The sequence below is a fragment of the Tannerella forsythia genome (assembly GCF_003860135.1).
In the GTDB taxonomy this organism is placed as follows: Bacteria; Bacteroidota; Bacteroidia; order Bacteroidales; family Tannerellaceae; genus Tannerella; species Tannerella forsythia_A.
On record NZ_RQYN01000004.1, the window covers coordinates 61,379 to 75,077 of the forward strand.

The 13,699-nt window shown below is 51.6% G+C and carries 11 protein-coding genes and 1 tRNA gene; 9 read left to right on the forward strand and 3 right to left on the reverse strand.

Annotation, left to right across the window (positions count from 1 at the left end):
* Positions 1-96: 96 nt before the first annotated feature.
* The 3 genes from EII41_RS02090 (at position 97) to EII41_RS02100 (ending at position 3,791) form a co-directional block, all read left to right on the forward strand.
* On the forward strand, positions 97-2,775 hold the full coding sequence (locus tag EII41_RS02090; protein ID WP_124789231.1) for a glycoside hydrolase family 2 protein: 2,679 nt from the start codon (positions 97-99) through the stop codon (positions 2,773-2,775).
* 146 nt (positions 2,776-2,921) lie between these two features.
* Positions 2,922-2,996 (forward strand) — tRNA-Val (locus tag EII41_RS02095).
* Positions 2,997-3,146: 150 nt separating this feature from the next.
* Positions 3,147-3,791: a Crp/Fnr family transcriptional regulator gene (locus tag EII41_RS02100; RefSeq protein ID WP_124789232.1), complete on the forward strand. Its 645-nt coding sequence runs from the start codon at positions 3,147-3,149 to the stop codon at positions 3,789-3,791.
* On the opposite strand, the gene EII41_RS02105 is transcribed toward EII41_RS02100, so the two are convergent.
* Positions 3,751-4,539, reverse strand: coding sequence for a rhomboid family intramembrane serine protease (locus EII41_RS02105; protein ID WP_260425444.1), 789 nt, complete (start codon positions 4,537-4,539; stop codon positions 3,751-3,753). The two genes, EII41_RS02100 and EII41_RS02105, sit on opposite strands and share 41 nt — an antisense overlap.
* 205 nt (positions 4,540-4,744) lie before the next feature.
* On the opposite strand from EII41_RS02105, the gene EII41_RS02110 reads away from it, so the two are divergent.
* Positions 4,745-6,085 (forward strand): hypothetical protein, encoded by a 1,341-nt coding sequence (locus tag EII41_RS02110; protein WP_124789234.1) that lies wholly within the window; start codon positions 4,745-4,747, stop codon positions 6,083-6,085.
* A gap of 76 nt (positions 6,086-6,161) precedes the next feature.
* Positions 6,162-7,676 (forward strand): GH3 auxin-responsive promoter family protein, encoded by a 1,515-nt coding sequence (locus tag EII41_RS02115; protein WP_124789235.1) that lies wholly within the window; start codon positions 6,162-6,164, stop codon positions 7,674-7,676.
* A 33-nt stretch (positions 7,677-7,709) separates the two neighbouring features.
* Here the strand turns inward: EII41_RS02115 and EII41_RS02120 are convergent, their stop codons facing one another.
* Positions 7,710-8,132, reverse strand: coding sequence for a hypothetical protein (locus tag EII41_RS02120; RefSeq protein ID WP_124750888.1), 423 nt, complete (start codon positions 8,130-8,132; stop codon positions 7,710-7,712).
* Between the two features lie 220 nt (positions 8,133-8,352).
* On the opposite strand from EII41_RS02120, the gene EII41_RS02125 reads away from it, so the two are divergent.
* Genes EII41_RS02125 through EII41_RS02135 form a run of 3 tightly spaced genes read left to right on the forward strand, consistent with a single transcriptional unit; the run spans position 8,353 to position 10,429 of the window.
* Positions 8,353-8,895, forward strand: coding sequence for an RNA polymerase sigma factor (locus EII41_RS02125; RefSeq protein WP_124789236.1), 543 nt, complete (start codon positions 8,353-8,355; stop codon positions 8,893-8,895).
* Positions 8,892-9,461 carry a hypothetical protein gene (locus tag EII41_RS02130; protein WP_124789237.1) on the forward strand — a complete coding sequence of 190 codons (570 nt, stop codon included), beginning with the start codon at positions 8,892-8,894 and terminating at the stop codon, positions 9,459-9,461. Before EII41_RS02125 ends, EII41_RS02130 begins: the two co-directional genes overlap by 4 nt.
* The gene (locus EII41_RS02135; protein WP_124789238.1) at positions 9,458-10,429 is read left to right on the forward strand and encodes a hypothetical protein; all 972 of its coding nucleotides are present in this window, start codon (positions 9,458-9,460) and stop codon (positions 10,427-10,429) included. Before EII41_RS02130 ends, EII41_RS02135 begins: the two co-directional genes overlap by 4 nt.
* Before the next feature lie 224 nt (positions 10,430-10,653).
* Here the strand turns inward: EII41_RS02135 and EII41_RS14465 are convergent, their stop codons facing one another.
* A complete protein-coding gene (locus EII41_RS14465; RefSeq protein ID WP_260425438.1) occupies positions 10,654-10,788 on the reverse strand; it encodes a hypothetical protein in 135 nt (44 codons plus the stop codon).
* Positions 10,789-10,861: 73 nt separating this feature from the next.
* Here EII41_RS14465 and EII41_RS02140 point away from each other — a divergent pair, with 73 nt between their 5' ends.
* A complete protein-coding gene (locus tag EII41_RS02140; RefSeq protein ID WP_124789239.1) occupies positions 10,862-13,633 on the forward strand; it encodes an alpha/beta hydrolase family protein in 2,772 nt (923 codons plus the stop codon).
* The last annotated feature ends 66 nt before the right edge of the window (positions 13,634-13,699 follow it).

Sequence of the window (13,699 nt, forward strand, 5' to 3'; positions counted from 1 at the left end):
GCCTTCCGTTCCTTTCCTCCTCATTCCGGTACAGATACTCGGACCGATACTGTTTCTCGCCGAAATCATGTACATTTGTACTCAAAACGAATAACAATGAAAAACAATTCTCTTTTACGAACGATCGCAGGAGCTCTGCTCTTACCCTTCTTTATATATGCGCAGACCGAGAAACTACCGCTGCCCGAGCCCGGAGGCAAAACCTTGCTTCACAGCGGTTGGCTGGCACGTCGAACCAACGAAGTAAAGACCGATGGCAACTTGTTGACGAAGCGCCCCTTCTCGAGCGAAGGTTGGATGAAAGCACGCGTCCCCGGCACGGTGCTGACTACGATGCTTGAAAACGGACTGTTTCCGGCCCCCGAATTCAGTTTGAACAACCGTCTGATCCCTGACATCTATGAAGTCGGGAAAGATTTTTATACATTTTGGTTCGTGAACCGGTTTACGACCGACAACTTACCCCAAGGTCGCAAGGTGTGGCTTCATTTCCGAGGCATCAATTACAAAGCCGATATTTATCTGAACGGGAAACGCCTCAATCGCAATACACACGAGGGCATGTTTTTGCGCCAATCCTACGAAATCACACCTTGGCTACATCACGATTCAATCAATACGCTGGCCGTCATCGTATGCCCGCCCGACTTTCCCGGTAATCCGAACGGAGGACAAGGAGGTGACGGCGAAATTGCCCGTAACAACACGATGCAATACACGCCGGGCTGGGACTGGATACAACCTGTACGCGACCGTAATACGGGCATCTGGGACGAAGTTTCAATCACGACGACCGGCGACGTGAAAGTGCAGCATCCCTACGTCGTGACACGTGTGCCGGGTGTACGTCAACCTCAGGGAGTGCAGAAAGAAGCGTATGTACTGACAAGTATCGAACTCGAGAATACTTCGGATGAAACGGTACGCGGTACCCTGATTTGCGAGACGAACGATATACGCCGCACACAAGCTCTGACCCTCGCACCGCACGAAAAACGAACGGTTTCGTTTCCCCGCATAACAATCGCGAATCCGCGCCTGTGGTGGCCGAACGGCATCGGACGGCAAGACTTGTATGACATGTCTCTCCGCTTTGAAACAGGGGGAAGGATTAGCGACAGTCGGCAGTTACGCTACGGCATCCGCGAAATCACGACGGCGAAAGACCCACGTAACGGCGGGCGAAAATTTTATGTGAACGGTCAAAAAATCTATATGACCGGCGGCAATTACATCAATTCCGACTGGCTGCTACGTCTCTCGCCCGAACGATACCGCGCCGAAGTACGTTTCCATGCCGAAATGAATGTACGCATGATTCGTGTATGGGGCGGCGCACTCCTCGAGCGCCCGGAGTTTTACGACGCCTGCGACGAATACGGACTGCTCGTCTTTCAGGATTTGTGGGGGAGCGGCGATTGTAACGGAGCATGGGAAGACCCATATAAGAAAGACTCCCGCGAACGGCGTTGGGAATACCCCGATCATCACGATCTGTTTATTGCCTCGGTCGAAGATCAGGTCAAAATGATTCGTAATCACCCAAGCCTTTGCTTCTGGTGCGGTGCGAACGAATGGCCGCTGGCGAAAGATATCGACGAGAAGCTGAAAAACGAAGTCTTTCCGAGACTTGATCCGGAACGTCTTTTTGCCAGTTATTCGACCGACACGGTCTTTACCCGTAATTATCTCGGCGATAACGGCGACGGCCCTTACGGCATTCAGGAGCCGGAGTGGTTCTTTACCTTTCGTTCTCATCCGTTCAACCCCGAAGCCGGTTCGGTCGGCTCACCCGAGGTAGAGAGCATGCGCGAAATGATGACGGAGACTGAGCTGGCCGCTTTCCCGCAACGTGGAAAAGTACGCAACGAAGCGTGGCGTTATCACAAAGACCTTGGCTACGGCGATCACTTGGAACGCTACGGCGAAGTAACCGACATCGAACATTACTGTAAATATGCGCAAGTCGTTAACTACGACCAATATCGCAGCTACATGGAAGGTTGGGCATCCCATTTATGGGACTGGTACACCGGTATTTTGGTGTGGAAGACACAAAATCCGTGGACATCGTTGAGAGGACAGATGTACGACTGGTTTCTGGACGTGAACGCTTCGCTCTACGGTATGCGGAAAGGATGCGAACCGCTGCATCCGTTTTATAATCTGGTCACGAAGAAAGTACAAATGCTCAATACGTCGTTGATCGACTACACCGGTCTGCGCGTCCATGCGGCGATCTACGATCGGGCTGGAACGATGATCTGGGAAAAAGAAGCGATCTGCGACAGTCCGGCCAATACGGTAGAAGAACTGTTCGATATACCGCAACCGTCCGGTTTGGATGGCGTTTATTTCCTGAAACTGACTCTCTCCGGCGATTCTGCTCCCGATATCGCCCCGAATATTTACTGGCTTACGACACAGCCGAAAGACTATACGACACTGGCACAACTGCCCCGTTCCCGTCCTTCCGCACACCTCGTATTAAGCAAGGAGAAGAACGGATACTCAGCCCACCTAACGCTCTCAGCCGACAATCGTATCTCGTTCTTCAACCGCATTAAAGTGTTCGACCGAAGCAACGGCAAACGTATCCTCCCCGTGCATTATTCCGACAACTACGTGACGCTCATGCCCGGAGACCGTCGATCGATACGCTTGGACATCGTTACGGAATTGCCCGAAGACCGAATCCGGATCGTTATCGACAGCTGGACGCATGAGCGCATCGAGCCGACGATGCAAGAGGGTATCGAAAGGAACGAAGAATGACGAAGAGGTGTATCTTTACGACTTATTGTTCGCTCTTTTTTCAAATTTCCGAAAAGTTTTTTTTCAAAAAGTTTGTAGGGAAGAAAAAAACATCTATCTTTGCAGCGTCTTTCAGAGGAAGGCATTTCTTTTTCTAAAGTTTATTCGGGCGCTTAGCTCAGCTGGTTCAGAGCATCTGCCTTACAAGCAGAGGGTCGGGGGTTCGAATCCCTCAGCGCCCACGAAAAAAAGATATAAGTTTAAGTGTTTTCATAGGACAAATTAATAAATATAAGCCTGCTGATCGATGATGATTCGCAGGCTTTTTTGTTTCTCAATCCCATTCCTCGATATCCGGCAGCGCGAACGATAAAAAACAGTATCTTTGCCGTATGCTTATTCAAGAATTAGTAACATACTGCACGTTGTTTCAAGGCGTGAAACCGGAAACGGTCAAGGACTTGTTCGACCGTTACGGCTATGCGCTCCGCTCCTATCCCGAACAGTCGTTTCTGGCGATGCAAGGCGAAACGTGTCGTTCGTTGTTTATTCTTTGCCACGGTCATATCAACGCTTCCATGATCAATCAGGAGGGACGTCAGATTATTGTCGAGCAATTTACGGATTGGGCAGTGCTTGCACCTGCTTTTCTGCTGGCTACGCACAACGTTTTCCCCGTCAATATCGAAACCACGTCGCCCTGCGAAGTGCTTGTGCTGAATAAGGACACGCTGCTTAAGATGCTGCATGCCGACCTGCGTATGATGGAGAATTACCTGCGCGAGATTTCGGACAAGTGCGCCATATTAACCGGGCGCCTCAACAGTTTCGCTCTTAAATCGCTTCGCGAACAGTTGTTGCAATACCTTCACACGCGAGAGCATTACGGGAAGCAGCAGGAAATCGCCGACCGGTTAGGAGTCGCGCGTCCTTCACTCAACCGCGTGTTACAGGAATTGTGTCACGAAGGAATCGTTAAACTCGAACGCGGTAAAATCACCCTGCTGAAACGCTCGCTTCCGCAACCCGATCCATAAAAAGAGGAGATATGCCGTTCTGACACTCTCTGCAAGTATTCAGCTGTTTAAATCGGTTGATTCTTTGCTGATCGTTAATGACCGAACGTTGTTCTTCGTCCGGTATCTGCCAGTAGGCTTCAGGATCATCATCCGGTTCTTCGTCTTCGCCTTCAAAAGGATCGGGAGGAGGCGGCGGTCCCCAGCGACGCATATAGATGGCCAAAACAATGCCGGATACGAGTCCGGAAAAATGTCCTGCCCACGAGATGGACGTATGTCTGTAGAGCGAAGGAAAAAAGGCCCAGACGAATCCGCCGTACAGAAAAGCGACCAACAGGGCGAAAGCCATCTGGCGCGGCACGCGCCGAATCAGGCCGGTGACAAAATGAAACGCCGCCAGAGCATAAATCACTCCGCTGGCTCCGATATGGATAGAACCGGCCGAAGCGATGCTCCACGTAAACAATCCGCTCATCAAATAGAGATAAGCAAAAATCGTCCGGCTTTTCTCACGGTAGAACAGAATGAGTCCGAAAGTGAGTACCCACAGCGGCGGCATATTGGAAAGTAGATGATCCCATCCGGCGTGCAGCAACGGCATCGTAAGAATGCCGGGCAATCCCCGAAGCTCATGCGGTGCCAGCCCGAAACGTTGCAACCGTAGCGAGAAGCATACATTGACGATATGTACCACACAAGGTACAGCGACCAAAAGACTTGCATACAACGCGGCACGGCGTGTTTCTTTTTTATCGTTGTCTTCCATCACGAAGCAAAGATACGATTTCCGAATCTATTCTCGCACGATCGCAAGTGTCGGATAAGGCTCACGCCTTTGTCTACGATTCATAGCCGAAAGTTATTTTTTCTTTTGTTTCGGAACCGCATGCGGTTATTTCTGTTGAATCCCTTATTTTTGCACCCGGATTTAAATACAATTATATATGAGATTAACACAAACATGGGGGCTGATGTTAAGCATTGCATGGAGCGGGTGTTCCGCAGCAACAGCACCAGAGAAACACGATGGCGAGATGACTGCCCAACATGGGATATCGACTTTCTTCGCCGACCATCTGGCAGGCAAGACGGTAACTTTCGCAGGAGAGAAAACGTTGAACTTGTGGGAGGTCGAGCAGCAGCGTCAATGGGTCTGGGAGATCTGGAAAGCGGCTAACGGAGCCTTTGCCGAAGAAAAACTAATCGATTTGAAGCCCTTGTCGGCAACGTCGTCGGGGCGCTGGGTATTGCCCGAAAGCCTGGAACGTGATGCCATCATGCCCTACTATTGGGGAACCAAAGGAGACAATAAGCCCAAGGAAGGTTTTCCGCTCTATCTGTATCTGCACGGTTCGGGCGATAAGCGTCAGGAGTGGGCAACAGGGCTGACCCTTTGCACCCGGTTCGACGATGCTCCTTCGGTCTATTTCATTCCTCAGATACCGAATGAAGGCGAATATTATCGCTGGTGGCAAAAGGCCAAGCAGTTCGCATGGGAAAAGTTACTGAGACAGGCGCTCGTTTCGGGGCAGATCGATCCCGACCGGATGTATATCTTCGGCATCTCCGAAGGGGGATACGGCAGTCAGCGGCTCGCATCGTTCTACGCCGACTATCTGGCGGGCGCCGGGCCGATGGCGGGAGGGGAACCGCTCAAAAACGCTCCGCCCGAAAACTGCCGTAACATCGCATTTTCGTTACTCACAGGCGCGGACGACAAGGGATTCTACCGGAATACGCTGACATCGTATGTGCAGGAGGCTTTCCAACAACTCCACACGCAAGACCCTGAACATTTCGCGCATCGCATCGAACTGATTCCCGGCAAAGGACACAGCATCGACTACCGTCCTACGACTCCGTGGTTAAAACAACATGTTCGGAACCCGCATCCGAAATATGTAACGTGGGAAGATTACGAGATGGACGGCCGGCACCGTCAAGGCTTTTACAACCTCTACCTTCCCGAACGGACCGATAACACCGGACGGAAACGCTACGAGATGAACATCACGGACAACACGATCGCCCTGCAAATCGACGACGTGGCCTATGAGACGATTGAGACCGATCCGCACTGGGGCATCGAAATGAAGTTCAAGAAACATTATACCCCTTCGAGCAACGGAAAGCTGATGCTCTATTTATCCAATGAACTGGTCGATTTGAACCGCGAAATAACCGTAACGGCGAACGGCAAGCAAGTATTCAAAGGCACGGTGACGCCCGACCTGAAACATCTGGTAAACAGCTGCGCCCGATTCTTCGATCCTCACCGGCTCTATCCTGCCGCGGTCGAAGTCGTATGGTGATCCCGAAGCGAGCGAAAAGCATAATCTGAAAAAAAAAGGACTATTTTTGCGACATGGTTTCCCTACGCAAATCGACATGGACATACTGACGAAAATCATCTCTCCTTTTTTTGCACGACGACAGCGCGTAATCGAATCGTTCGGAAAGCGGGCTGTCGACATCCAGCGGCAGCAGTTACGTTACCTGCTCGACAAGGCGCGCAACACCGCTTGGGGGAAACGTTATGCCTTCGCGGAGATCTCGGGATACGACACCTTTCGCGAGCGTGTCCCGCTGCAGGATTATGAAGACCTGCACCCGTTCATCGAACGGATGATTAACGGCGAGAGAGACGTACTGTGGCCCTCGACCGTGCGATGGTACGCGCAAAGCAGCGGCACAACGAACGACCGCAGTAAATATATCCCCGTCACACCCGACATCCTGCGTCGCTGCCATTATGCGGGAGGCTTCGACACCGTCGCGTTATATCTGCATAACCGCCCCGACACCCGTTTTTTCTCGAAAAAAGGACTGATCCTTGGCGGGAGTCACAGCCCCTCGCCCCTGAACGAGCGGGCACATTGCGGCGACCTCTCGGCCGTGCTGCTGCAAAACCTGAATCCGCTCGTCAACCTGGTACGCGTGCCGCGCAAAGAGATCATTCTAATGGACGAGTGGGAGAAGAAAATCAAGGCGATTGTGGAAAACACATGGAAGGAGGATGTGGTCAGTCTTTCCGGTATTCCCTCGTGGATGCTTGTGTTGATCAAAGCCGTTTTGCAACATGCGGGCAAAGAAACACTGCACGAAGTGTGGCCGAACCTCGAAATCTTTTTCCACGGCGGAGTGGGGTTCGAACCGTATCGGGCACAGTACGAGCGGCTGATCCCGTCGGACCGGATGCACTATATGGAGACGTACAACGCCTCGGAAGGGTTCTTCGGATTACAGGATGACCCGTCGGACAAGAGCATGCTGTTGATGCTCGACTACGGAGTGTTCTACGAATTTATTCCGATGGATGAGCCCGGACGACCGAACGATGGGATAGCCATCCCGCTCGAAGCGGTCGAGACCGGCGTAAATTACGCGATGGTCATCACCACAGCCGGCGGACTGTGGCGCTACCGCATCGGCGACACGGTGCGCTTCACCTCTACTTTCCCGCACAAATTCGTGATCACGGGGCGTACTCGTTTTTTTATCAATGCTTTCGGCGAAGAGTTGATGGCGGACAATACCGAGAAAGGCATCCAGAAGGCTTGCGAAGCGACCGGCGCCGTCGTGAGAGCGTACACGGCTGCTCCCCTGTTCCTGCTCGACAAGGCGAAAGGACGTCATCAATGGATGGTTGAGTTTGAGACACCACCGGCCTCGATCGACACATTCGCCAACGCCTTGGACGATGCCTTGCAAACGCTTAATTCCGATTACGCGGCAAAGCGTTACAAAGAAATATCGTTACAGCCGCTCGAAATCATTCCCGCCCGAGAGCATTTGTTTTACGACTGGCTCAAGAAACGCGGCAAATTGGGAGGGCAGCACAAAGTACCTTGCCTGAGTAACAGTCGGGACATATTGGAAGAACTCTTGTCGATGAACGGCTGATCACGAAGGCAGTACCTCACGTAAATCCGGAAATTATCTGTATTCTTCGAGCAACGTGCGAATATAAGCCATTTTGTTTTCCTGATCCCACGAATAGGTCTTGCTGTTCTGTTGCAGAAATTCGAGCAGAAGCAATGATTTCTCCAGCAGGTCGCACCGCTGAGAGACATCTTTTTTAATCAGCGCATCACGGTAGAGCAATTCCGAGAGCATGCGCGTTTTGGCCATCGCCTTCTGTTCGCTGTTTTCCGCCCACAGATCGTCGAGCAAATCTTCTTTTTCGATTTCATAGAAATGATGTGCCGGACAACGGAAAAACTGCTCATAAATGGCGTCGTAACGCGCCTGCATTTCGGCCGTAGCCGCCTCGTCATCGCCATCGCTGCGCCGTACCACTTTGGCGATGGCTTCGAAAAACTCCTGTAAAATTTTCAGAATGTAATCTTGTTCTATCATTGTCCCTGTCGTTCACCTTATCTATCGAAACACAAAAGTAGGAAACATGGAAAGATCTGCCAAATCCCGGCGCGGCCAATCGGTTTGCCCTTATCGGCATGTCCTCCCGTTCTTTGTGCAACGAAACAGGATGCGGTCGAACGCGAAATACCGTATTTTTTTCTACCTTCGTTGTAGCAAATCGCCCTTGGCCTCGTTATAAGGATGAACAGTCAAACGAATGGATAACGAATACAAAAACCTCATCGATGGCGTGCGAAGACGCGAACAACAAGCGCAGATGGCTTTCTACGACCGCTTCTTCCGACCGGTTTATCAGAGTGCCGCGGCCGTTGTCGGACATCGTGACGAAGCCGAAGAGATTATGCAGGACACCTTGCTGAAAATCTTCGTCCGTCCCGAACTGCTCAACGACGACCCGCGGGCGATGGAACGCATCTTGCGGCGAATCGCAACCAACGCGGCCATCGACGCGGTACGAAAGCAGAAAAACTTTTACGCCTCGATCGACGAAGAGCAGCTGACCGAACCGGCCGACGAAGACGAACCGGCCGACGAACAGCCCGACATCGATGAAATACGCACCGGTATCGGACGCTTACCCGCCGGTTACCGGAGTATCCTCAGTCTGCGCTTGTTCGGCGATATGAGCTTTGCCGATATCGCCGCGAGACTGCAACTCAACCCCTCGACCGTACGTGTGCAGTACACGAGAGGATTGTCCCGATTACGTAACGTATTGAATCAGAAGCAACGGATATGAACAAGAAAAAGAATAGATTAGAACATACGATCAAAACACATTCGCACGAAATTTTTGCGTGTGGCGAACCCAAAGACGGGCACCGCGAACGCTTTGCCCGGCGACTCGAAGCGTTGCACGCCGAAACGACATCGGAAATCGGGACGGATACACACCTAACGCACGAAACGAAAGCGAACAACCGACGGAATCGCATGTGGCGCATCCTGACCGGAGTCGTTACAACGGCCGCCGCCGTAATGGCCGGCATCTGGCTGTTCACTTCACGACCGGAGATGACCGCACCGCTCTCGTCGGAAGACTCGCCGGCCGATGTACAGAACCATTACGCCATGCTGTTTGAAAACGAACTGGAAACGACCAAACAACTGCTTAGCCTGATGGACGGAAACGAACGCGCCAAAGTCCTCGAAGAATTAGAGACGATGGAAGCCGAACAGATGCCGGAAGTTCAGATGACCGACGAGCATAAGATTACGTTGATCGTCAGCGTCTATTCATCCAGAATTACAGCCTTGCAGCAAATACAAATGAATTTAATAACCCGTCAAATAAAAGCATCATGAAGAAAATTCTGTTTATTTTAGCCATCACCTTGTTGGCAACCGAAACCTTCGCCGCTCGGAAAGAGTATAAGAGAGAGATTGTCAAGGATTTTTCCGTCGGCGACAATCCTGTTCTCTCCATCGAAAATAAATACGGCAACATCCGGATCATCGAAGGAACGAACCGCAAAATCACGTTCAAGATCGAAATCAGAGGCGAGGGACGCACCGAAGAAGCCGCCCGAAAATATGCCGAGAGCGTGTCGGTCGATTTTTCCCACAGCGGCAATCGGGTTTCGGCCCGTACCAAGTTCGAACCGATCAACTGCAACAACTGCGGGCGTTCGGTACATTATACCGTCACCGCCCCCAAAAGCGTCATTCCGATGCTGGAAAATAAGTACGGAAATATTTACCTCGATAACCTCACGCAACCGCTCACCGTCGAGCTCAAATACGGAAATCTTTTCGCAAACGCCGTTCATAAGGCGACGATCGACATCGGTTACGGCAACGTGACGATGAACAAATGCAACAATCTTTCCGTCGAAAGCAAATATTCCAGTATCAAAATCGACGAAGCCCAGCAGGTTGTGGCCGATTCGAAGTATGATCATTACCGGATCGAATCGGTGACCGACTTCGAAATCGAAACAGGCTACACCGACGTGCGAATCGGCAAACTGAACAAACGTCTGACAGCCGATCGGTTGCGATACGGCGGACTGAAAATCGCCGAAGTGGCGAACGACTTTTCGGAAATCCGGGTCGACGCGGCCTACAGCAATGTAAAGATCGGAATGACCGAAGAGCATGCTTTCAAAGCCGCCCTTTATACCAACTACGGAAACATCGACACCGGCAACCTTACGTTCCATAACGTATCGCTGAAGAAGAAAGGGTGTATCGTCGGTACGGCGGGCAAAAGCAACAATCCGAGCGCCTCCGTCACTATTTCCGTCTCGTACGGAGGAATCGTATTGAAATAAATCGTCATACTCACCGACCGACAAGCTAATTACTCCTTTCCTTTACACATTCCGATACGTACCCTTAAGCTTGCGGGAGGTTATCATTAAGGTTTTGGATACGTATCTTTAACTTGTCTCACAGTTGTGTTCCAATTGGATCACAATTGTGGGACAATTGGAACACAACTGTCGTCCAATTGGCACACAGTTGTCGTTTAAGTAAACAAAGGTGTCCCGTAGGCTTAATGATCGTTATCGGAAGGCTTAATGATCGGGATTTCTGCCGTTACGTGTCGAGCGAAAACCGGCAGCCGGACGTTTGTTCGGCCGACATACAACCGTCCGTAGGGCTGATCGAAAATGACCGAAGGAGCCATGAAATCGTTTTTTATTCCGAAAAATAACCTACTTTTGTAACTCAAAAATCAAATATTAAAAACAACGTATACTATGAAACAAAAAATTCTCTCTACTTGTCTGTTTTTACTTTTGGCAACCGCCTCGTATGCCCAAAAGAAACCCCTTGATCATTCGGTCTACGACGGCTGGAAAAGTCTCTCGAACATCCGTATCAGCAAAGACGGAAAAATCCTCACGGCACTGATCCAGCCGCAGGAAGGAGACACCACATTGTGGGTCCGCGATCTGATGAAGAACCGGACACTCACGGTCGAACGGGTGAAAACGTACGCCGTTTCGCCCGACGGAATGTTTACGGTAGGCTTGGTAAAAGCGCCCTTTGCCGAACGGCGCGAGGCACGGATTAAAAAGAAAAAGAAAGAAGATCTGCCGAAAGATTCACTCGTCATCGTAGACAACCGGACGTTGGCGGTACGGAAAATCGCGGGAGTGAAAGCTTTCAAGGCGCCTGAAAAGATGAGCGGTCATATCGCTTATACTGTTACAGCGCCCAAAGATACGGCCAAGAAAGAGAAAAAAGAGAAAGACCTGCTGATTCTCCACAATCTGATTACGCAGCACGAAGATACGATTCGTGACGCCAAAAATCATCTATTCAATAAATTCGGAAACGCTTTCGCCGTGAACACCGAGCCGGACAAAAAAGATTCGACCCGAACCCCCGAAATTCTTTTCTTTGATCTGAAGAATCAGGTACGCCGGATTATTTCGAAAGAGAAGGCCGAATACAAATCGTTCGCGTTCGACGAGCAAGGAGAACAACTCGTTTATCTCGCCACGAACGACACGTCAAAGATCGAACAGAAATCGTTCGAGGTGCGCTATTTCAAAAAAGGCGCTGACTCGGCGGTCGTGATCGCCGGCAAGAACGCGTCGGGATTGCCCGAAGGCTGGATCTTCAACGAGTTTTCAGCCCCGCGTTTCAGTAAGAACGGAGAGCGGATTGTAATCGGAGCAGCCCCGAAGCAGGCCCCCAAAGACACAACGATCGTCGACTTCGAAATGGCGAGGCTCGATATCTGGCACTGGCAAGACCCGCTCGTCCAGCCGCAGCAGCTTGTGGAACTGAGACAAGAACTGAACCGCACCTACATGGGAGTCATCGACCCGAACAAACCGGGTGCTTTCCTTGCGATAGCGACGAAAGAAATGCCTTTCTGTAGCATCGCCAACGACAACAACGGCCGCTTTGCGCTCCTCGGCTCCGACAGACCTTACCGGCTGGAAACGCAGTGGGACATCTCGCCCCGGGTCGATGCGTGGACATACGACCTCGAAACCGGCCGTCTGCAACCTGTGGCACGCGCCATCGGAGGCCGTCCGGCACTCTCGTCGCAAGGGAATTATACGATCTGGTGGGACGCCGCCCAACGCCACTGGTTTGCGTTCGATAACCACACCCGCGCCACAGTAAACCTGACCAAAGACCTCGACGTGAATTTCTGGAACGAAGAGCATGACACGCCGTCTCTTCCCGGTTCGTACGGACTCGCGGGATGGGGCCAAAACGATGAATACGTACTGCTCAACGACGCGTTCGACATCTGGAAAATCGACCCGAAAGGCATCAAAAAACCGGAGAACTTCACGCTCGGAAAAGGACGAAGCGACTCCCTCGTGCTGCGCTACGTGCCCACCGACCCGGACAAACGCTTCTTCACGACAAACGACCGGCTGCTACTTTCAGCCTTCGACAAACGCAGCAAAGAAAGAGGATTTTATACGCTGAAAACAAACGGACGCAACTCGCTTCAAAAACGAACGATCGTTCCATATAGCTTTCCGTCGGTAGTCAAAGCCAAAGAAGCCGACGTGTTTGCGTTTCTGAAAGGCAATTTCCAAACATCGCCCGATCTATACGTTACGAGGAACTTCTGGAAATCGGCCGACAAACTGACCGACATCAATCCCCAGATGCGCGATTACAGATGGGGCACGGCCGAACTGTTCGCGTGGACGTCCTTCGCCGGCATCCCCTTGCAGGGCATCGTCTACAAACCCGAAGACTTCGACCCGCAGAAAAAGTATCCGGTCATGATTTACTTCTACGAAAAACATTCCGATGAGCTTTATCGCTACTATCCTCCCGCCCCGAGCCGTTCGATCATTAATATTCCCTTTTTCGTCAGCCGGGGATATGTGGTTTTTGTTCCCGATATTCATTACACGGTCGGACGTCCGGGCGAAGACGCCTACAACGCCATCGTCGCGGGAGCGGAAGCGCTGGCACGGAACGCGTGGATAGACAAAGCGAACATGGCCATTCAGGGACAGAGCTGGGGCGGCTATCAGGTCTCTTACTTAGTGACGCGCACCGATATGTTCAAGGCAGCCGGTGCAGGCGCGCCCGTGTCGAACATGACGAGTGCATACGGCGGCATCCGCTGGGAGTCGGGACGCAGCCGACAGTTCCAGTACGAGCAAACCCAGTCGCGTATCGGTGCGACGATGCAGGACTCGCTGAACCTGTACATCGCTAACTCGCCGGTGTTCTTCGCCGACAAAGTGCGCACGCCACTGCTCATCATGCACAACGACAAAGACGGCGCGGTACCCTGGTATCAAGGCATCGAATATTTCATGACGCTGCGGCGCATGGGTAAACCCGTATGGATGCTCCAATACAACAACGAAGCGCACAATCTGCGCGAACGCCGTAACTGCAAAGACCTCTCCATCCGTCTGCAACAGTTCTTCGACCATTACCTCAAAGGCGACCCCGCTCCGGTATGGATGACGAAAGGACTCCCGGCCACCGAGAAAGGAAAATCGTGGGGATACGAACTGGATACGGCTAAGTAAGAGAAACACATTCGGAGGATATGCCGGAACTTTTTGTTCCGATATATCCTCCGTTCGTCTGTAACA

What these genes read in the sequence shown, in the direction of transcription:
- EII41_RS14465 (WP_260425438.1), bottom strand. Translation starts at nt 10,788, where the DNA reads ATGGCTCCTTCGGTCATTTTCGATCAGCCCTACGGACGGTTGTATGTC.
- EII41_RS02140 (WP_124789239.1), top strand. Translation starts at nt 10,862, where the DNA reads ATGAAACAAAAAATTCTCTCTACTTGTCTGTTTTTACTTTTGGCAACC.
- EII41_RS02110 (WP_124789234.1), top strand. Translation starts at nt 4,745, where the DNA reads ATGTTAAGCATTGCATGGAGCGGGTGTTCCGCAGCAACAGCACCAGAG.
- EII41_RS02115 (WP_124789235.1), top strand. Translation starts at nt 6,162, where the DNA reads ATGGACATACTGACGAAAATCATCTCTCCTTTTTTTGCACGACGACAG.
- EII41_RS02135 (WP_124789238.1), top strand. Translation starts at nt 9,458, where the DNA reads ATGAAGAAAATTCTGTTTATTTTAGCCATCACCTTGTTGGCAACCGAA.
- EII41_RS02100 (WP_124789232.1), top strand. Translation starts at nt 3,147, where the DNA reads ATGCTTATTCAAGAATTAGTAACATACTGCACGTTGTTTCAAGGCGTG.
- EII41_RS02130 (WP_124789237.1), top strand. Translation starts at nt 8,892, where the DNA reads ATGAACAAGAAAAAGAATAGATTAGAACATACGATCAAAACACATTCG.
- EII41_RS02120 (WP_124750888.1), bottom strand. Translation starts at nt 8,132, where the DNA reads ATGATAGAACAAGATTACATTCTGAAAATTTTACAGGAGTTTTTCGAA.
- EII41_RS02125 (WP_124789236.1), top strand. Translation starts at nt 8,353, where the DNA reads ATGGATAACGAATACAAAAACCTCATCGATGGCGTGCGAAGACGCGAA.
- EII41_RS02105 (WP_260425444.1), bottom strand. Translation starts at nt 4,539, where the DNA reads ATGGAAGACAACGATAAAAAAGAAACACGCCGTGCCGCGTTGTATGCA.
- EII41_RS02090 (WP_124789231.1), top strand. Translation starts at nt 97, where the DNA reads ATGAAAAACAATTCTCTTTTACGAACGATCGCAGGAGCTCTGCTCTTA.